This window comes from Bacillus solitudinis (assembly GCF_002797395.1).
Lineage (GTDB): Bacteria > Bacillota > Bacilli > Bacillales > Bacillaceae_D > Halalkalibacter_A > Halalkalibacter_A solitudinis.
Window position 1 is genome coordinate 2,060,114 of the sequence record NZ_KZ454943.1, and the last position, 20,224, is coordinate 2,080,337.

Below are 20,224 nucleotides of genomic sequence, written 5' to 3' on the forward strand. Positions count from 1 at the left end.
GCAAGAAAAAGTGATTCTTGGTTCAATCCATTTTATAATGAAAAAAAGGAGTGATAACGAATGAACCAAACTTCAACTCCGCTTATACAAGCAATCCAAATGCACCTAAACCAAGACTCTACATCCTTTCATGTTCCAGGTCATAAAAATGGATTGGTTTTCCATAGTGGGCTTTTTGAAGATTTTAAACAGGTCCTTCGGTATGATGTAACTGAACTTGAAGGTCTTGATGATTTACATAGCCCGATTGGTCCAATATTAGAAGCACAACAATTAGCAGCTACTTTTTATAGAGCAGGGCATACTTTTTTCTTAGTAGGTGGATCGACTGTAGGCAATTTAGCAATGGTTTATGCAATCTGTAATCCTGGGGATACAGTACTTGTACAACGGAACGCTCATAAATCAGTTTTTCACGCATTAAAATTAGCAAATGTAAAACCCATTTTGCTCGCTCCTGAATATGATAAAGAAACAGGGCATCCAATCGGAGTAGCGACAAAAACATTTCAGATAGCGTTAAGTAGCTATCCTGAGGCGAAAGCTGTACTCCTAACATATCCAAATTATTACGGAGTGGGATTGGATCCGAAGGAAATTATTACAGTGGCAAAAGAAAAAAATCTCTATGTGCTTGTCGATGAGGCACATGGAGCGCACTTTCAAATTTCTGACTCATTTCCTCCTTCTGCTCTGTCGCTTGGAGCTGATATCGTTGTGCAATCAGCACACAAGACCCTTCCCTCACTAACAATGGGATCTTATTTACACGTTCACCCGAATCAAGTTAATAAAGTTGAAAAGCTTCAGGATGCCCTTGGTATGTTTCAATCAAGTAGTCCCTCTTATCTTATTTTGGCATCCTTAGACGCCGCAAGAGCTTATGCAGAAATGTTAGATAAACAGAGAATTATATCTATTCTTGCAGGAGTTCGTACGTTTAAACGCGAATTAGCTACCATTGGACAAATAGAAGTTATAGAGTGGCAAGATGAACGCTATCATTGTGACCCCTTAAAGGTTACAATTAAATCATTAAGTAATTTAACAGGCTATCAATTACAACACATTTTTAATCAACAAGGCATATATACCGAGTTAGCGGATTTGAATCATGTTTTATTCGTTCTTGGTTTAGAAGAACTTACGGATATTCGAGAAATGATTGAGAAGCTAGCCTCAATTCTTTCTGTGTATCCTGTTGTCAAAGCCAAAGAACCTGTTCCTTTTGTAGGGGAGAAGGTCTCTAGTCTTACGTTATCTTATGAGGAAGTGGCAATGCGTTCTACAAAAAGGGTACCACTTGCCAAAGCAGTTAATCAAATAGCGGCAGAGTCGGTTATTCCATATCCACCAGGAGTTCCAATTCTTCTTCCAGGAGAAAAGGTAAAAAAAGAAGTCATTAATCAAATTGTAGAAATAGAACGTGCAGGTGCTCATTTTCAAGGACATCAGCGATTAAATGAAGGAATACTTATTGTCGAGTTGGAGGATTAGCAATGAAACGAGGATTGTTTATTACGGTTGAAGGCGGTGAAGGTGCCGGAAAGACAACAGTATTAAATAAAATAGAAAAATATTTAGACGATCAAGGAATCGATATTGTTAGAACACGTGAGCCTGGTGGTATCCCAATTGCTGAAAAAATTAGAGAAATTATTTTAAATGTAAACCATACGGAAATGGACTCGCGAACCGAAGCTCTTTTATATGCAGCCGCTAGAAGACAACATTTAGTTGAAAAGGTGTTACCCGCACTTCAGTCAGGTAAAATTGTGCTGTGCGACCGGTTTATTGATAGTAGCCTTGCTTATCAGGGACATGCACGTGGACTCGGTTTTGATGAGGTTCAAGCCATTAATGAGTTTGCTATTGAAGGGTGTTTTCCTGATTTAACCCTATATTTCGATATTGATCCCTATATTGGGCTAGAGAGAATTGAAAAGGATGGACAGAGAGAGATAAACCGTTTAGATAAAGAGCTACTTGATTTCCACTTAAGAGTGAAAGAGGGTTACGAGAAAGTAAATGCCATGTATGGTGAACGAGTGGTAAAGGTAAATGCAAACCAACCATTGGAAGCAGTTTTTAAAGATGCCATGGAGGCTTTGGAACGTCATTTGTACCTTAAAAAAGTGAAGGAGTGATGGGATGATGAAATTAATTATCGCAGTTGTTCAGGATCAAGATAGTAATCGTTTATCTGATGCGTTAGTGAAGGCCGATTATCGTGCAACAAAGTTAGCTAGCACAGGAGGCTTCTTAAGAGCAGGAAACACGACTTTTTTAATAGGAACAGAGGATGAAAACATTGACCCTGTCATGACGATTATCAAAGAAAACTGCAAGAGTCGTGACCAGTTAGTTGCTCCAATCTCACCAATGGGGGGGAATGCAGACTCTTACGTTCCTTATCCAGTTGAAGTACAGGTTGGGGGCGCTACGGTTTTTGTGTTACCAGTGGAAGAGTTTGAACAATTTTAAGGGTGAGGCAATTAATGAATACTTGGGAACAATTACGTGTAACGCAGCCTCTAGTCGTGAATATGCTGCTGCGAAGCATTGAAAAGAAAAGACTAGCACATGCTTATTTATTTGAAGGAAGCAAAGGAACAGGCAAAAAGAGAGTTGCTCTTCAGTTAACGAAGAGCTTCTTTTGTAAGGAGCGGACAGGCATCGAGCCTTGTCAAGTCTGCACAGATTGTAAAAGGATTGAACATGGCAATCATCCAGATATGCATGTCATTGAACCAGAAGGTCAATCTATAAAAAAAGCACAGATTGACCATTTACAAAAGGAATTTTCCTACCGTGGCATGGAATCCACTCAAAAAGTCTATATTGTTGATGATGCAGATAAAATGACTGCAAGTGCGGCAAATAGCCTTCTTAAGTTTCTAGAAGACCCGACAGCCCCAACACTTGCTCTTTTATTAACGGAGAATGGCTCAAGAATTCTTCCAACTATTCAATCACGTAGCCAGCAACTAACTTTTTCTCCGTTGCCTAGAGAAGAATTTATGAAGGTATTGGAGGATGCAGGAATATCTAAGCAAATTTCCAGCATACTGGCTAGTTTGACAACAAGTTTTGAGGAGGCCACGGCGCTTTCTGAAGGGGATTGGATTGCACAAGCACGAAGCGTAGTGATACAATTACAAGAAGAGCTCTATGATAGACCAAGTCAAGTGCTCTTTACTCTTCAAGAAAAGTGGTTGCCTCTTTTTAAAGAAAGGCGAGAACAAGAACTTGGTCTTGATTTGATACTCTTATGGTTGAGAGACCTTTTATATATACAGATTGGTAGGTACGAGCATTTAACATATCTTGACCAAAGAAACCAATTGGAACAACAAGCACTATCTAGTTCGCAGGAAAGAACGAGTCAAAATATGTCTGCCGTTTTGGAAGCAAAACGGCATCTGAGCGCTAATGTAAACATCCAGCTTTTAATGGAAAAGCTGTTGCTCAGTATACAGGAGGGATAGACGATTGCATCAAGTTGTAGGCGTTCGCTTTAAAAAAGCGGGCAAAATCTATTACTTCTCCCCAGGAAGCTTTGAGCTTGAGAAGGGGGAAGCTGTCATCGTCGAAACATCACGAGGAGTCGAATATGGAAGGGTTGTTATTGGGATTAAATCGGTAGGAAATAACGATGTGGTCCTTCCGTTAAAGCAAGTCATTCGAATCGCGACTCCAAAGGACAAACTTACCGTTCAAGAGAATCGTGAGGCGGCCCAAAAAGCCTTTGACGTATGTAACGAGAAAATTCACGAACATCAACTTGATATGAAACTTGTTGATGTTGAGTATACATTTGATCGGAACAAGGTACTATTTTATTTCACAGCGGATGGACGAATTGATTTTCGCGACTTAGTGAAGGACTTGGCTGCTGTGTTTCGGACAAGAATTGAACTTAGACAAATTGGTGTTAGAGATGAAGCAAAAATGCTAGGTGGAATTGGTCCATGTGGTCGAGTTCTTTGCTGCTCATCGTTTCTGGGCGATTTTGAGCCGGTTTCGATAAAAATGGCGAAAGACCAAAACCTCTCATTAAATCCAGCGAAAATTTCAGGTTTATGTGGGCGATTAATGTGTTGTTTAAAATACGAAAATGATATGTATGAGTCCGCTAAACAAGAGTTGCCTGATGTAGGAAAGAGAATTTCTACACCGCATGGAAAAGGGAAAGTTATTGGTTTAAATTTATTGGAGCGATTGGTTCAAGTTGATTTAGGGGAAGGAGAGCGTGTGCTCGATTTTACCATGGACGAATTAATGGGGACTGTGCCGACTGAATCCACAGAATGATGAGGTGGAAGCAACGTGGACAAAAAGGCAATCTTTACACAAGTAAGTCAAATAGAAGAGCGACTTGGCGAGCTCCATAATGAACTACGTGGTTTAAAGGAGCAGCTCGCTTATTTAATCGAAGAAAACCATTACTTGCATATTGAGAATGGAAACTTGCGAGAACGACTCGATAAGGAAGTAGATGAAACCAGTGGTAAAACACCTAATGAGAAGAAGAAACCTTCTGTTGGTGAAGGCTATGATAATTTAGCACGCCTGTATCAAGAAGGTTTTCACGTGTGTAACACTCATTATGGAAGTATACGTATTGACGGGGATGATTGTCTGTTTTGTCTATCGTTTCTGCATCAAAAGTAACCATAGAAGGACCTTCCGCACCTTGTCGGAAGGCTTTTTCTATAGTCACAGTGTTGGTGGCTATGGATTTACATAAACGAGGAGGACATGTAGATGTCACTAAACTTCGATGAGCGATTAGATTATATAGCAGGAACTGATTTAAAAATAATTCAAAGTCCCTCCGTCTTTTCTTTCTCCATTGACGCGGTCCTACTAGCGCGATTTGTCTCTGTACCAATTCAAAAGGGACAAATTCTTGATTTGTGTACAGGAAATGGTATCATTCCAATTATACTCACTACGAGAAGTCGTGCTCATATTACAGGAATTGAGATACAAGAAAGACTTTATCAAATGGCCAAACGCTCAAGTGTAATCAATCAACTTGAAAGTCAGGTTTCACTCCTTCATGCTGATATTAATCAATTATCACCTGACATTAAACGAAGTTACTATGATGTGGTTACGTGTAACCCTCCTTATTTTGAGACGGTAACTCCTGATGAGCTTAATCACAACATACACTTTGCGATTGCACGCCATGAAATACATTGTTCGTTAGAGGATGTTATTCGTGTTTGTAGTGAGTGTGTTAAGTCAAGAGGCAAGGTAGCTCTTGTACATAGACCTGAACGCCTAGCGGATATAATTAGTCTTATGCGCAAATATCGTATTGAGGCAAAACGAATGCAACTCATTTACCCGAAAGCCGGTAAGGTTGCTAATATGGTGCTAGTGGAAGGTATTAAAGACGGCAGTCCAGGAATGACTTGTTTAGCGCCTATAAACATTTATAAGGAGAACGGCCAATATACTACCGCTTTTCGGGAAGTATATGAAGGAATGAATTAAAAGATATGTCAAAGAAAAAAGGTGAAGCCAATGCAGCAACAAAATAGTTTTCAAGAACAAGAAAAAGGAGCCCTTTATTTAGTCCCAACTCCTATTGGTAACCTAGAAGATATGACGTTTAGAGCAGTTCGAATCTTACAAGAGTCCAATTTGATTGCGGCTGAAGACACAAGACAATCAAAAAAACTGTGTAGGCATTTTGAAATAGAGACCCCACTCGTCAGTTATCATGAGCACAATAAACAAACAGCTGGTCCTACTTTAATCGAAGAAATGAAGCAAGGAAAGCAAGTTTCACTAGTAAGTGATGCTGGAATGCCTGCAATATCCGACCCAGGGTTTGATTTAGTCCAACTTGCGATTGCTGAAGGTATAGCTGTTATTTCACTACCTGGAGCCAATGCAGCATTAACTAGTTTAATTGCCTCAGGTTTGTCGACGTCCCAATTTCAGTTTATCGGTTTTTTACCACGTCAGAAAAAACAAAGGGTAGAGATACTAGAAGGGCTAAAATCTTTGCAAGCGACGATGATGTTTTATGAAGCACCACATCGAATAAAGGAAACACTTTCCGCGATGCTTGAAGTACTCGGAAATAGAAGGATTTGTATTTGTCGCGAGTTGACGAAAAAGTTTGAAGAATATCAAAGGGGTACGTTAGAGGAAGCATTGATTTGGTGTGAAAAAGGTACTATTAAAGGAGAATTTTGTGTGATTGTTGAAGGTGCTACGGAAGTAGAGGAGAAAGAACAATGGTGGAATTCACTTACACTTCTTCAACATGTAGAACATTATATAAATCTTGGAATTCCTTCAAAAGATGCAATAAAAAAAGTTTCAGTTGAACGAGATCTCCAAAAACGCGAGGTTTATCAAGCCTATCACACGTAAGTATTAAAAAAAGGACTCTGAGAGATTCAGAGTCTTTTCCTACGATTATGATTGTGAACGTGCCACGTATTCTTGTAGGTCTTTAATGATATCTTGTGCACCTTGTGGGCTAAGAATGATTTTCCCGCCAGCAATTGAAAGATTATCATCTGAAACTTCCCCAGTAATTTGACAAGTCATATTTGGCTTGTACTTTTTAAGGATAATACGGTCATTATCAACATAGATTTCAAGCGCATCTTTTTCAGCAATATCAAGTGTACGACGAAGTTCAATAGGAATAACAACGCGACCTAGTTCATCAACTTTACGAACGATACCAGTAGATTTCATAATAAATTTTGTCTCCTCTCAGACAGAACAACTTTATTTATTTGTGTCATTATTCGACATTTTTCTTTCTGAACTAAGAATACCAATGTTTCCAAAACAAGTCAATTACTTTTTTTTTGTTTTTCATAGCTTATTTTTATAAAAAAGGCAGATTTTTTACTTTTAAGTCCGACTAAATCAAGGTTTTTTTATATTTAAGGGGGGCCGATTATGTTTGAACTAGCACCAGATTTCGCCGAAAAAATCAAAAAATTAGGCGAATCCCTTCAGCATACTTACCAATTATCTTTAGGTGATAGAAAGATGATTCGACAAAAACTAAGCGAATCCAATGCTGTATTTCGACAAATGTCTCGTCTTTCCCCTGAATCATTATCGGAAAAATTAAGAGAAGGTAAATTGGCCGCTGTTGATGGGTCAGTAAATCAGACTCTTGGTGAAGCACCTCATGTAGTTTACTTATTTCAGGCACTTGCGAAAACAACTACAGGAAATGAGTGTCGTGAATCAGATGTATATGCGCCACTCTTAGACGATAGAGATGAGAAGGAACGACCGCAACCAATGAAATGGAGAGCTCATTTGTTAGCAAAGCTAGAATTAACCGTAGCTTTAAAGCTAATTGAATCAGAGCCTATTAAATTAATGATGATGGATGGGGCCTTATATCATTATCGCATTGATGCCCCGGAGGAATGGGAAAAACTACGAATGCAAGCTTTAGAAAAGAGAGTTCTTCTTGTTGGTGTGTCGGAAGAGATTACGACAGAGAACATTGTGAAATTACCTAGGTTTACGTTGTTTGAAAAGCAACCTTTCTCTTATGACCGGGATTTACTTTTTGGAGTACTAGAAAAAGGTGAAACAGTTTATATAGAAGAAATACAACAAAAAGCAGGCTTACAGTCGATTTGGATGCGTCCAAGCTCAAGTCCTGCGATTACTGGTTTTGACATGCTTGAAGAGCAGGCAAATCAAAAAGATGAGGTTGCAGATATGTTGTATACATTGACACCAAGTGAAGGAAGGGGAATTCCATTATGGCTAGATCATATTGACCGCGATGTTCGTGTAACAGACAAGCTCGTTGATGCATTAATAGAGCAATACATTGCTCCAGAAACAAGACAAAAGTTCTTCACAAGAAAACGCCAAGAACGCCCGTTTTAAAGAGTCGCAAGCCTTTGCGACGGCAGCCGCGCGAAGGAAGGCTCAAGGTTTTAAAGAGTCGCAAGCCTTTGCGACGGCAGCCGCGTGAAAGAAGGCTCGGGTTAGTAAAGATTCCATGTATAAAGGAGGAAATCAGCATGCAAATTGTAGGTGTGACTACCCAACATGAAGTGTTTGTTGCATCAAAAACACATAAATTTCGAATGAATGAGATATTTGTAATTGAAGATGAGCAGCTAAATGAGCCTAAAGGGGAAGTCGTTGAGACATTTTCCTACAATCGCTATATTCCAATGGGGTTTGATAAGGGGCTTGTTGATAGTCAAGTTTTAAAAACGCTTGAACAAATTGGCTATGATATAGGTGCAGATGACATCCACTTAGCAAAGGTTCGCCTTTTTGAGGAGGCGACACAGCCCCTACAGACCGGAGCGCATGTCCGTCATCCTGCCTTTGATGAAATAGCTCCTTTATTAGTAAAGTCAACACCCCAGGCGGGTATGATAGTAGGGGAAATCAAAGCAACAGACTTTATAGCAAAGACAGTACCAAGCCATCTACAAGGTTTATTTCATATACAAGATACCGAGGACGTCCGACTGCAACAAGGCGTACCCTTTATTTTTGATATTCGAGCGATGCAGCAATATCCCCATATTGGTGTATTTGGGGGGTCAGGATCTGGAAAGTCATTTGGATTACGTGTCATGTTAGAGGAACTAATGAAGCTCAGGATCCCTACTCTAGTGTTTGATCCACATTTTGAAATGAACTTTGAAGCAACAGCAGACGGGGTCGGTGATGTACCTTCTTATCAGGACCACTATACCGTTGTACAAATTGGACGGGACGTAGGAGTAGATTTCTCCGCTTTATCCACACGAGATGTGGAACGGCTGTTATCGGCTGCGGGATCATTAACAGAGTCGATGATTAACGTGATTCAAAGCATTCATAAACGACGGGATAGCTACCAATCATTTAGTGATCGCGTTGCGAATGTTGCAGAGGCATTAGAATTAGGGAAACAAAAGATTGACGCAATGGTACATGATGGAGGAATGTCTCGTGAAGATATTCAGCGGTACGGGACATTTAAGAAACTTCTTGATCAATTTGGTAGCCTGCCCCTTGCTTCGATTAAAGGCATTCAGTGGAGGGCGAATCGTCTTCACCATGCGGGTCTTTTCCAACAGAATATTCGGGCAATTGAACAAGGAATCCATGGAGGACAACTTGTTGTTGTACAAGGAGCTGTTTGGTTGCTTCAGGTTTTTTCGAGTTATGTCATTGGTGCTCTTTATGGAAAACGACGTGCCTACAAAGACGCAAAGCTCCAACAGCAGCAAGGTGAATTTTTCCCCCCGTTTGTAATTGTTACTGACGAAGCGCATAATTTTGCACCTAAAGGTTATGATTCGCCAGCAAAATCTGTCTTGAAGGAAATTGCCCAGGAGGGAAGAAAGTACGGAGCCTTCCTGATCTTAGCCACTCAACGTCCAACATTACTCGATGAAACGATTACCGCACAATTAAATTCAAAGTTTGTGTTTCGGACTGTAAGGGGAACGGATATTCAAACGATAAAAGAAGAAACGGATTTGACGAACGAAGAAGGAAAGCGCCTTCCATATTTACGGTCTGGCGACGTATTTGTTTCTTCAGCCATTATGGGTCGTACGATGGCTGTACGGATACGGTTAGCTCATTCAACGAGTCCTCATACATTAAATCCATTTGATGAGCTTCTGCAAATGAATAACCAGGGTGATGACGATGTATTGTCAGCTATCGAGCCGTTTCTGCCATTAGCGGAAATGAGCTTAATGAATTACTTGACCGACATCAACAAGGGAGCGAAGAAATCATGGGATATCCAAACGTGGAAAAAGGAGCTAGAGCGTCTTTGTGAGAAAGGAAAGCTAAAAAAACAAAAGACGCCATTCGCAACTTTGTATGACCGCTCTTGACAGTGACCTGTATCATTCGGTATATTTTGGATAGATTTGAGGAATAAATGTTAGAGAATATGATTTCCGATGAAGGGATGAGTACAGCTTATCATCTATAAAAAGGTAGCCGAGTGCTACATCAGAGAGCCGGGGAAGCTGGAAACCGGTATAGATGTGAGGTGGAAGATGGTCCTGGGAGGAATTTACCTTCGAGTGTTTAGAACATAAGGGGGCAACGTTGCTGGCGTTAACAGTCGAGGTCTTTGACTTCTAGAGCCTTTCTGCTGCGAAGCAAAAAGGGAATTTTGGGTGGTACCACGTGAGATATGCTCTCGTCCCGATGCGGATGAGGGCTTTTTGTATAGGCGACAACTCGTTGGCGCCGGCAGCCGAGGAACGAGGCTAAGGTAAAGGTTTTGGGATTTTGGTTTTAAATAGGCGACAACTCGTTGGCGCCGGCAGCCGAGGAACGAGGCTAAGGTACAGGTTTTGGGATTTTGGTTTTAAATAGGCGACAACTCGTTGGCGCCGGCAGCCGAGGAACGAGGCTAAGGTACAGGTTTTGGGATTTTGGTTTTAAATAGGCGACAACTCGTTGGCGCCGGCAGCCGAGGAACGAGGCTAAGGTACAGGTTTTGGGATTTTGGTTTTAAATAGGCGACAACTCGTTGGCGCCGGCAGCCGAGGAACGAGGCTAAGGTACAGGTTTTGGGATTTTGGTTTTAAATAGGCGACAACTCGTTGGCGCCGGCAGCCGAGGAACGAGGCTAAGGTACAGGTTTTGGGATTTTGGTTTTAAATAGGCGACAACTCGTTGGCGCCGGCAGCCGAGGAACGAGGCTAAGGTACAGGTTTTGGGATTTTGGTTTTAAATAGGCGACAACTCGTTGGCGCCGGCAGCCGAGGAACGAGGCTAAGGTACAGGTTTTGGGATTTTGGTTTTAAATAGGCGACAACTCGTTGGCGCCGGCAGCCGAGGAACGAGGCTAAGGTACAGGTTTTGGGATTTTGGTTTTAAATAGGCGACAACTCGTTGGCGCCGGCAGCCGAGGAACGAGGCTAAGGTACAGGTTTTGGGATTTTGGTTTTAAATAGGCGACAACTCGTTGGCGCCGGCAGCCGAGGAACGAGGCTAAGGTACAGGTTTTGGGATTTTGGTTTTAAATAGGCGACAACTCGTTGGCGCCGGCAGCCGAGGAACGAGGCTAAGGTACAGGTTTTGGGATTTTGGTTTTAAATAGGCGACAACTCGTTGGCGCCGGCAGCCGAGGAACGAGGCTAAGGTACAGGTTTTGGGATTTTGGTTTTAAATAGGCGACAACTCGTTGGCGCCGGCAGCCGAGGAACGAGGCTAAGGTACAGGTTTTGGGATTTTGGTTTTAAATAGGCGACAACTCGTTGGCGCCGGCAGCCGAGGAACGAGGCTAAGGTACAGGTTTTGGGATTTTGGTTTTAAATAGGCGACAACTCGTTGGCGCCGGCAGCCGAGGAACGAGGCTAAGGTAAAGGTTTTGGGATTTTGGTTTTAAATAGGCGACAACTCGTTGGCGCCGGCAGCCGAGGAACGAGGCTAAGGTAAAGGTTTAGGGATCTTGGTTTTAAATAGGCGACAACTCGTTGGCGCCGGCAGCCGAGGAACGAGGCTAAGGTAAAGGTTTAGGGATCTTGGTTTTGTATAGGCGACAACTCGTTGGCGCCGGCAGCCGAGGAACGAGGTTTTAATGAAGTGTTCTAAAAAATGAGGAGGAATTTTGGATGTCAAATGAAAAGAAGACGTTTTATATTACAACACCAATTTATTACCCAAGTGACAAGCTTCATATCGGTCATGCCTACACAACTGTTGCGGGCGATGCAATGGCACGTTACAAGCGATTGAGAGGGTACGAGGTTCGTTACTTAACAGGAACGGATGAACATGGACAAAAGATTGAGCAAAAGGCAACTGCAAAAGGTCAAACGCCGAAAGAATTTGTTGACGAGATTGTAAGTGGTATTCAAAAACTTTGGAACAAGCTGGATATCTCCTATGACGATTTTATACGAACAACCGAAGGGCGACATAAACAAGTCGTTGAAGACATTTTCGAGAAATTATTGGCTCAAGGTGATATCTATTTGGATGAATACGAAGGATGGTATTCTATTCCAGATGAAACCTTTTACACAGCACGTCAATTAGTGGATCCAGTTTATGATGAGAATGAACATGTTATTGGTGGGAAGAGTCCAGATAGTGGACATCCAGTTGAAAAGGTAAGGGAACAGTCGTATTTCTTCCGAATGAGTAAATATGCCGATCGTCTTCTTGAGTTTTATGAGGAAAATCCAACATTTATTCAACCAGAGTCTCGAAAAAATGAGATGATTAATAACTTTATTAAGCCAGGATTAGAAGACTTAGCCGTTTCTCGTACTTCATATAAATGGGGGATTCAGGTTAAAAGTAATCCTAAACATGTGATTTATGTTTGGATCGATGCTTTGATGAATTATATAACAGCACTTGGATATGGGCGTAAAGATACGGAACTGTATGACAAATTTTGGCCAGCGGATGTTCACCTTGTGGGTAAGGAAATTGTACGATTCCATACGATTTATTGGCCGATAATGCTTATGGCTCTTGACTTACCATTACCGAAAAAAGTATTCGGTCACGGCTGGCTCTTAATGAAGGATGGCAAAATGTCAAAATCTAAAGGAAATGTCGTTGATCCTGTGCCATTAATTGACCGCTATGGGTTGGATGCCCTTCGCTACTATCTATTACGAGAAGTGCCATTTGGATCAGATGGAACATTTACACCAGAAGGCTTTGTTGAGCGGGTTAACTATGATTTGGCAAACGATCTTGGCAATCTTTTGAATCGTACGGTGGCTATGATTAATAAATATTTCGATGGGAAAATTACATCTTATCTTAAGGACGCAACGCCATTCGATGCTCCACTATTAGAACTTGTGGAAGCAACCGTTGAGAAGGTAGAAAAGTCAATGGAGGAAATGGAATTCTCAGTTGCACTAACAGCCATTTGGCAACTAGTTAGTCGGACAAATAAATACATTGATGAAACACAGCCTTGGGTTTTGGCAAAGGATGATTCGAAGCAGGAAGAGCTCGGTTCAGTGATGTACCATTTAGCCGAGTCATTGCGCTATGTCTCTGTTTTAATACAGCCCTTTATGACGGAAACACCGAAAAAAATCTGGCAACAACTCGGCTTAACAGAGGAGATAACGACATGGAATTCACTTTCATCGTTTGCGCAAATACCAAAGGATACAATTGTTCAAAAAGGCGAGCCAATTTTTCCTCGTTTGGAAGTCGAAGAAGAAGTTACATACATTGTTGAACAAATGGGTGGAACAGTTAAAAAAGGGGAAGTAACAGAAAATCAAGACATCAAAGAAGTCCAAGATGAAAATGAAATAACCATTGAGGACTTTTCAAAGGTTGAACTACGAGTCGCAGAGGTTTTACGGGCTGAGCCTGTTGAAGGAGCAGATCGCCTCTTAAAAATTCAACTAGACTTAGGTTCTGAGCAACGACAAGTCGTATCAGGTATTGCAAAATATTATTCTCCTGATGAACTTGTTGGAAAAAAGGTTATTTGTGTAACGAATTTAAAGCCTGTAAAACTCCGTGGAGAACTTTCGCAAGGGATGATATTGGCAGGATCGAAAGGAAAAAAACTAAAGCTTGCAACCATTGATGGAAGCTTGCCAAATGGAGCTCAAGTTAAATAAAAAAGTCCAGAAAAGGTATCAGTTATATAGGAGGAGTCACTGATTCCTCCCTTGTTTTTCTAAAGAGAACATACTATATTAAAATACTATTAGCTGAAATTAAAGTAAGGAGGAGGTTATCTAATATGCTTTTTGACACACATGTTCACTTAAATGCAGATCAATTCGATGAAGATGTGACAGAAACCATTGAGCGAGCTAAAGAAAAAGGTGTAACAGAGATGGTCGTTGTCGGTTTTGATGAAAAGACGATTAATAGAGCGATGGAATTAGTAGAATCTTATTCACATCTTTATGCGGCAATCGGATGGCACCCAGTTGACGCTATTGATATGACTGAAGAGCATTTGAGATGGATAGAAGAATTAGCGTCACATCCCAAAGTTGTTGCCTTAGGAGAAATGGGACTCGATTATCATTGGGACAAGTCCCCAAAAGAGGTCCAAAAAGAAGTGTTTCGTAAGCAAATTTACTTGGCTAAAAAAATAAATTTACCAATTATTATACATAACCGCGATGCAGACCAAGATATCGTCGACATCCTCAAAGCGGAAGGTGCAGATCAAGTTGGTGGAATTATGCATTGCTTTGGAGGAAGCCTTGAGATTGCTCGCATGTGTTTAGATTTGAATTTCCATATCTCTTTCGGTGGGCCTGTTACGTTTAAAAACGCAAAACGACCTAAGGAAGTGGTGAAAGAAATACCTTTAGAAAAGTTATTAATAGAGACGGATTGTCCTTACTTAGCGCCACATCCTTTTCGTGGAAAAAGGAATGAACCGGCCTATGTTAAATTAATTGCGGAACAGATAGCCGAATTAAGAGAAATGAATTATCAAGAGTTAGCAAACCAAACAAGGATAAATGCAAAAAAACTTTTTGGCATAACTTGATAACGAATAGTGGAGACCGTTGTCTAAGCTTGTCAAACATTTCTCTTATTCGTTTTTGTTCTACAAAAGAGCATGCATGCATAGATTGGACGTGTCGAGAAAATTTTATTTCAATTGGCTCTAACATCATAGATAATAAGGACGTTGTAACAATTGAAATAAAATAAAAAGTTGACAAAAGGGAGGTACAGTGTTTATAATTCGGTCGTTGAGAAGGAGGAATTGATGACATGGAAGCGAGCAAACGCAAACTTCTTCCAGAGAAAGCTTTTGGAAAGAGGTTAGTCATCTCCATCATAAGTCTCATTCTCTTCGTTAGCGTGATGATTTACGCTGTATACGAGACAACGAAGGCAACGGTAACCATTTCACTAAATGGGGAAGAATTCAGGGTGCAAACACATGCATCGACAGTTGCTGAATTGATGATGGAGCAAGAATGGGAAGTAAAAGACTTTGATGCCATTGAGCCAGGACTAGAAGAGAGAATAACTGGTAATATGACAATAGCCTGGAAGCCTGCTAAGGAAGTCTTCGTGACAATTGAGGATACGGAGCAAGCTGTTTGGACAACAGCAGATACCGTAAAACAACTAATACAAGAACTAGATATTGTTTTCACTGAACATGACAAAATTGAACCAGCACTTTCAGCAGAAATTTCTGAAGAAATGAATGTAATCTATGAATCTGCTTTTCAAGTTGAGTTAACAAGTGATGGTGAGCAACAAGAGATCTGGACAACTTCGACGACTGTCGCTGACTTTTTAGAGAGAGAGAATGTTTCATTAGGAGAACTTGACCGCGTTGAACCAGCGCTGGATGAACAAGTGGACGAAGGAATTGACATTCGAGTGGTTCGTGTAGAAAAAGTCACCGATGTGGTGGAAGAAACCGTAGCATTTGGTACGGTTACTCGAAAAGATAATAAGCTAGAAAACGGAAAAGAGAAAGTTATAGAAGCAGGTAAAGAAGGACGCATTAATAAGCATTATGAAGTCGTCCTTGAAGATGGCAAGGAAATTTCACGTGAATTAATTGAAAAAGAAACCATTAGTGAAAGCACGGATCGAATTGTTGCAGTTGGAACACGTCCTGCTGCTCCAACAGTTTCACGTGGTTCGAGTCCAAGTTCAAAAACTAGTGCAAGTCCGTCCTCTAAAAGTCCAAGTGGACGTTCATTTACCGTAACTGCAACTGCTTATACGGCTAGTTGTGCTGGTTGTAGTGGGATTACAGCGACCGGTATTAATTTAAATAATAACCGTAATATGAAAGTCATTGCAGTGGATCCGAATGTGATCCCGCTTGGGAGCCGCGTGTATGTAGAAGGCTATGGCAACGCGATAGCTGGCGATACCGGGGGAGCAATAAATGGACATAAAATTGATGTGCATGTTCCATCTACGGCAGAAGCTCGCCGCTGGGGACGCAAGCAAGTCAAAATAACAATATTAGATTAAGTTCTTCTTTTTGCACAGAGCTCATTTTGCTCTGTGCTTTTGTTTTACCCTGAATCAGGCTACAATAAAAGGACAAAGATTTGAGGAGCGAGTAAATTGAAAGTAAAGGAAATAATCGTGGTTGAAGGGCGAGATGATACTGTTGCAATAAAACGAGCCGTAGATGCAGATACCATTGAGACAAATGGTTCGGCCGTCAATGCTAAAGTTCTTGCTCAAATTGCTTTAGCACAAGAACGTCGAGGGATTATTATTTTAACAGATCCTGATTATCCGGGGGATAGAATTCGTCGAATCGTTAGTTCGCATGTACCAGGATGTAAGCATGCGTTTATTCCAAAGCATAAAGCAATCTCTAAAAATGGAGATGATTTAGGCGTGGAAAATGCTTCACCTGAGGTAATAAGGGAAGCGTTAAATAAATTGCAACAAGAATATGATGATGAACCAAAAGAAATTGTGACGTGGCAAGACTTGCATGCAGCGGGACTTATTGCAGGTCATTGTGCAAAGCAAAGACGTGAACGACTCGGTGATATTTTAAGTATTGGGTATGCGAATGGAAAACAACTGCATAAACGTTTACATATGTTTAAGATTAGTGAAATCGAATTCTCGCAAGCTATACAGCAAGTGTTTGAGGAGGAAGGGCAATAATGACAATAAAAGATATAGCAACTCCGATCCGTACGAAGCAGATATTAGAAAAGTACCAATTTCATATGAAAAAAAGCTTAGGTCAAAATTTTTTAATCGATACAAATATTCTCCGAAATATAGTTGAATCAGCAAATATTACTGAACAATCAGGAGCTATTGAAATTGGTCCTGGAATTGGTGCGCTAACTGAACAGTTGGCAAAGCGAGTCAAAAAGGTGATTGCTTTTGAAATTGATCAGCGGTTGCTACCAGTACTAGCTGATACATTAAGTCCATATCCAAATGTAGAAATTATTCATTCGGATGTTCTAAAGGCAGAATTGCAACAAGTCATTAACGACAAGTTTGACGATGGACAAGACTTAATGGTCGTTGCTAATTTACCGTATTATGTTACAACACCAATTTTAATGAAATTGCTTGAAGAAAAACTTCCAATTCGCGGTATCGTTGTGATGATTCAATCTGAGGTTGCGGACCGAATAGCAGCTAAACCGGGCTCGAAGGAATATGGGTCATTGTCGATTGCAGCCCAATATTATGCGGTCGCAGAAAAAGTTATGACGGTCCCGGCTACGGTATTTGTCCCTCAGCCTAAGGTGGACTCAGCAGTTTTAAGGTTAACGATTCGAAAGGAGCCTGCCGTTGCTGTTAAGGATGAGGAATATTTCTTTAAAGTATTTCACGCAAGCTTCGCTAACCGCCGAAAAACGATTTTAAATAACTTGGTTCATAATTTAGGCCCAAAAGAAAGAAAATCGGAAATTGAAGCTGCGCTAGAAGAGGCTGATATTGATTCAAGACGAAGAGGAGAAACTTTATCTATAGAGGAATTTGCGAAACTGAGTGATTCATTATTAAAATTTCTTGACGTGTAGCACCGTTCTCCCCCTTTACACATAGGCTAAGTGAAGAGGAGGAGTGCCGATGACATTTAAAGCTGGAGATATTGTGGCCCGTCTTTCCTATAAATGTGATTTGTTATTTCGTGTTGTCTCTATAATTGGGAAACACGTTGAGTTAGCTGGAGAAGATATGCGCTTATTAGCGGATGCATATATTGATGACCTCGTTAAAATAACTGAATCTGAACAAGCAGAACGAAGAAAAAAGTCCAAGGAGAAAGAAGAGAATTCGTATTATCTATTTCGTCAAGATGCCAAGTTGCTTAAATATAGAAATGGCTACGACGTTACGTCAGGATATTCAACAGATTCCTCTTTTTTTGAGTTGCGAGGTAGGGTATTACACATTGATGGCGATCCCCTATATTTGCAAAAATGCACCGAACTTTATAAGCGATTAGGGGTACCTGTCTATGGTGTCCATCTTCATGAAAAGGAAATGCCAGAACAAATGGAATCTCTACTAGAAATGGTTCAGCCAGATATTGTAGTCGTAACAGGGCATGATGCTTACTTAAAGTCTAGAGGTACAGGTGAAGATATTCGAGCTTATCGCAATACAAAGTATTTCGCAGAGTGTGTACGAATTGCAAGAAAGCAAGTAATGAATCGGGATAATTTAATTATTTTTGCAGGTGCATGCCAGTCCCATTTTGAGACGCTTATTAAAGCAGGAGCAAATTTTGCTAGTTCACCTGATAGAATTAACATTCATGCTTTAGATCCTGTGTATATTGCTGCAAAAGTGAGTATGACCTCATTTATGGATAATATTGGATTATGGGATGTTCTCCGTAATACAATTACTGGGGAAAAGGGCTTAGGTGGTGTTGAAACGCGAGGAGTTATGCGTAGAGGAATGCCAATGAAAGAAGATTAGTGAAAATGCCTGCATGATGAGCAGGCATTTTTTTGAATTTGTTGCACATATTTTCAGTTTGTTTAAGACAAACTAAGTATAGAGTCATGCAAGTAAAAAAAAATGTATAGATTTAGTCGAAATCATTGACAATACTCTCGTACAGTTGATATAATTTTTAATTTATTTGACAAAAGGCGTGTTGCATGGTATCATTGAACTTATAGTGAGGTGGGGTGTATTAATGGGAAAAACGTTGATTGACATTAAGCGTGCATTAGATGCCAATGTTGGAAAACGGATTACAATTAAGGCAAACGGGGGGCGTCGGAAAACGATGGAACGTTCCGGGCTTCTTGAGGAAACATACCCTTCAGTGTTTATTGTCAAGCTAGATGAACAGCAAAATGCCTTTGAACGAGTATCCTACAGCTATGCTGATATTCTAACTGAAACCGTTGAACTGATGCTTTGTGACGAGGGTGAAGGTGCCCCTGTTATTGAGGCGTAGCGACGATAAGTTGACTTCCTTTAGATAATAGAGGAAGTCATATTTTATTTGTACTTGATTATACTAAAAAAGTCACCATTACTCGAGGACAAAGGAGTTGTTGACCGATGAGCAGAAGACGAGGAGTTATGTCAGAAGGCTTTAAGGAAGAGTTGGCGAAAGAGCTTGGTTTTTATGAAACGGTCCAAAGAGAAGGTTGGGGCGGAATCCGTGCAAAAGATGCAGGGAATATGGTCAAAAGGGCCATTGAAATAGCCGAACAACAATTAGCTAATAATCAACAGCGTTAGGGAAGTGGTGACAGAGCCAAGGCGATTCGCCTTGGCTCTTATTTTTGTTATAAATCGTGGTTTTTAGAATGATTTTTTACTAGCTGTGGTATGTTGAGCAAACAAGTGATAAAATAGCGTAAGCAAACTATAGTAGGTGACAAGTGTGAAATGTTCAATCAAAGCACCAGCAAAAATTAATTTATCACTTGATGCGCTAAGAAAGAGAAATGATGGCTATCACGAAGTCGAAATGATTATGACTACTGTTGATTTAGCAGATCGTATCGATTTAACAGAGACAGATGATGGAAAGATTCAGGTAGATGTCTCAGAGGGTTTTGTTCCAAACGATCAGCGAAATCTTGCTTATCAGGCTGCAGATCTCTTACAAAAGCGTTTTCAAGTGAAAAAAGGTGTATTTATTTATATTACAAAGCGTATTCCCGTTGCAGCTGGCCTAGCTGGTGGCAGCAGTGATGCAGCGGCTACGTTAAAAGGTTTGAATGAGCTTTGGTCATTAGGACTAACCTTGGACGAGCTTGCCGATTTAGGAGCGGAAATAGGATCAGATGTCTCCTTCTGTGTACATGGAGGTACAGCTCTTGCAACAGGTAGAGGTGAAATCATTCAAAAGATTGCCTCTCCTCCGCCTTGTTGGGTTATTCTAGCTAAACCGCCCCTTGGCGTGTCCACAGCAGATGTGTACAAGCGTTTAGATGTTGGTACTATTCAACACGCTAAAACGGCTGAAATGATTAAATCCATTAAATCTCAAGACTTTCATGGGATTTGTAACAACCTTCATAATGTTCTTGAAACAGTTACTCTTGATTTATACCCAGAGGTGCGCCACATTAAAGAGCAAATGCAACGATTTGGAGCGGACGGTGTTTTGATGAGTGGGAGTGGTCCAACGGTATTCGGCTTAGTTGAAAAAGAATCAAGACTTCACCGTGTGTATAATGGACTAAGAGGATTTTGTAGTAATGTCTATGCTGTTCGGTTAATCCCTTCCAACAATACTTGATAAAAACCGTACGAAAGTGTAATGTTAAAG

The 20,224-nt window shown here is 40.7% G+C and carries 20 protein-coding genes; 19 read left to right on the forward strand and 1 reads right to left on the reverse strand.

Features of this window, described 5'->3' with window-relative positions:
* Positions 1-60 precede the first annotated feature (60 nt).
* The 8 genes from CEF19_RS09760 to rsmI all read left to right on the forward strand — a co-directional run bounded on the left by CEF19_RS09760 (position 61) and on the right by rsmI (position 6,399).
* Positions 61-1,497, forward strand: coding sequence for an aminotransferase class I/II-fold pyridoxal phosphate-dependent enzyme (locus tag CEF19_RS09760; RefSeq protein ID WP_100405911.1), 1,437 nt, complete (start codon positions 61-63; stop codon positions 1,495-1,497).
* A 2-nt stretch (positions 1,498-1,499) separates the two neighbouring features.
* A complete protein-coding gene (gene tmk, locus CEF19_RS09765) occupies positions 1,500-2,147 on the forward strand; it encodes a dTMP kinase (protein WP_100405912.1) in 648 nt (215 codons plus the stop codon).
* Positions 2,148-2,154: 7 nt separating this feature from the next.
* Positions 2,155-2,484 (forward strand): cyclic-di-AMP receptor, encoded by a 330-nt coding sequence (locus tag CEF19_RS09770; RefSeq protein ID WP_100408271.1) that lies wholly within the window; start codon positions 2,155-2,157, stop codon positions 2,482-2,484.
* Positions 2,485-2,498: 14 nt separating this feature from the next.
* Positions 2,499-3,488 carry a DNA polymerase III subunit delta' gene (gene holB, locus CEF19_RS09775; protein ID WP_100405913.1) on the forward strand — a complete coding sequence of 330 codons (990 nt, stop codon included), beginning with the start codon at positions 2,499-2,501 and terminating at the stop codon, positions 3,486-3,488.
* Between the two features lie 4 nt (positions 3,489-3,492).
* Positions 3,493-4,314 (forward strand): PSP1 domain-containing protein, encoded by an 822-nt coding sequence (locus tag CEF19_RS09780; RefSeq protein ID WP_100405914.1) that lies wholly within the window; start codon positions 3,493-3,495, stop codon positions 4,312-4,314.
* A gap of 15 nt (positions 4,315-4,329) precedes the next feature.
* Complete coding sequence (gene yabA, locus CEF19_RS09785; protein WP_100405915.1) at positions 4,330-4,674, forward strand: DNA replication initiation control protein YabA; 345 nt, start codon at positions 4,330-4,332, stop codon at positions 4,672-4,674.
* 93 nt (positions 4,675-4,767) lie between these two features.
* Complete coding sequence (locus CEF19_RS09790; protein WP_100405916.1) at positions 4,768-5,508, forward strand: tRNA1(Val) (adenine(37)-N6)-methyltransferase; 741 nt, start codon at positions 4,768-4,770, stop codon at positions 5,506-5,508.
* 30 nt (positions 5,509-5,538) lie between these two features.
* On the forward strand, positions 5,539-6,399 hold the full coding sequence (gene rsmI / locus CEF19_RS09795; protein ID WP_100405917.1) for a 16S rRNA (cytidine(1402)-2'-O)-methyltransferase: 861 nt from the start codon (positions 5,539-5,541) through the stop codon (positions 6,397-6,399).
* A gap of 45 nt (positions 6,400-6,444) precedes the next feature.
* On the opposite strand, the gene CEF19_RS09800 is transcribed toward rsmI, so the two are convergent.
* Positions 6,445-6,732, reverse strand: a complete 288-nt coding sequence (locus tag CEF19_RS09800; protein WP_100405918.1) for an AbrB/MazE/SpoVT family DNA-binding domain-containing protein — start codon at positions 6,730-6,732, stop codon at positions 6,445-6,447.
* Positions 6,733-6,942: 210 nt separating this feature from the next.
* Between CEF19_RS09800 and CEF19_RS09805 the strand changes: the two genes are divergently transcribed.
* From CEF19_RS09805 to ispE, 11 genes are all read left to right on the forward strand, one after another.
* On the forward strand, positions 6,943-7,902 hold the full coding sequence (locus CEF19_RS09805; protein WP_100405919.1) for a DNA double-strand break repair nuclease NurA: 960 nt from the start codon (positions 6,943-6,945) through the stop codon (positions 7,900-7,902).
* A 137-nt stretch (positions 7,903-8,039) separates the two neighbouring features.
* Positions 8,040-9,872, forward strand: coding sequence for an ATP-binding protein (locus CEF19_RS09810; protein WP_100405920.1), 1,833 nt, complete (start codon positions 8,040-8,042; stop codon positions 9,870-9,872).
* Positions 9,873-11,609: 1,737 nt separating this feature from the next.
* Complete coding sequence (metG, locus tag CEF19_RS09815) at positions 11,610-13,604, forward strand: methionine--tRNA ligase (RefSeq protein ID WP_100405921.1); 1,995 nt, start codon at positions 11,610-11,612, stop codon at positions 13,602-13,604.
* Between the two features lie 125 nt (positions 13,605-13,729).
* Positions 13,730-14,497 carry a TatD family hydrolase gene (locus CEF19_RS09820; protein ID WP_100405922.1) on the forward strand — a complete coding sequence of 256 codons (768 nt, stop codon included), beginning with the start codon at positions 13,730-13,732 and terminating at the stop codon, positions 14,495-14,497.
* Between the two features lie 230 nt (positions 14,498-14,727).
* Positions 14,728-15,960 carry a G5 and 3D domain-containing protein gene (locus CEF19_RS09825; RefSeq protein WP_100405923.1) on the forward strand — a complete coding sequence of 411 codons (1,233 nt, stop codon included), beginning with the start codon at positions 14,728-14,730 and terminating at the stop codon, positions 15,958-15,960.
* A gap of 96 nt (positions 15,961-16,056) precedes the next feature.
* Positions 16,057-16,617 (forward strand): ribonuclease M5, encoded by a 561-nt coding sequence (rnmV, locus tag CEF19_RS09830; RefSeq protein ID WP_100405924.1) that lies wholly within the window; start codon positions 16,057-16,059, stop codon positions 16,615-16,617.
* Positions 16,617-17,498: a 16S rRNA (adenine(1518)-N(6)/adenine(1519)-N(6))-dimethyltransferase RsmA gene (rsmA, locus tag CEF19_RS09835; protein ID WP_100405925.1), complete on the forward strand. Its 882-nt coding sequence runs from the start codon at positions 16,617-16,619 to the stop codon at positions 17,496-17,498. Before rnmV ends, rsmA begins: the two co-directional genes overlap by 1 nt.
* Before the next feature lie 49 nt (positions 17,499-17,547).
* On the forward strand, positions 17,548-18,405 hold the full coding sequence (yabG, locus tag CEF19_RS09840; RefSeq protein ID WP_100405926.1) for a sporulation peptidase YabG: 858 nt from the start codon (positions 17,548-17,550) through the stop codon (positions 18,403-18,405).
* A 223-nt stretch (positions 18,406-18,628) separates the two neighbouring features.
* Positions 18,629-18,895 (forward strand): biofilm formation stimulator Veg, encoded by a 267-nt coding sequence (veg, locus tag CEF19_RS09845; RefSeq protein WP_100405927.1) that lies wholly within the window; start codon positions 18,629-18,631, stop codon positions 18,893-18,895.
* Positions 18,896-19,002: 107 nt separating this feature from the next.
* Positions 19,003-19,185 carry a small, acid-soluble spore protein, alpha/beta type gene (locus CEF19_RS09850; RefSeq protein WP_100405928.1) on the forward strand — a complete coding sequence of 61 codons (183 nt, stop codon included), beginning with the start codon at positions 19,003-19,005 and terminating at the stop codon, positions 19,183-19,185.
* A 145-nt stretch (positions 19,186-19,330) separates the two neighbouring features.
* Positions 19,331-20,194, forward strand: a complete 864-nt coding sequence (gene ispE, locus CEF19_RS09855) for a 4-(cytidine 5'-diphospho)-2-C-methyl-D-erythritol kinase (RefSeq protein ID WP_100405929.1) — start codon at positions 19,331-19,333, stop codon at positions 20,192-20,194.
* Positions 20,195-20,224 lie beyond the last annotated feature (30 nt).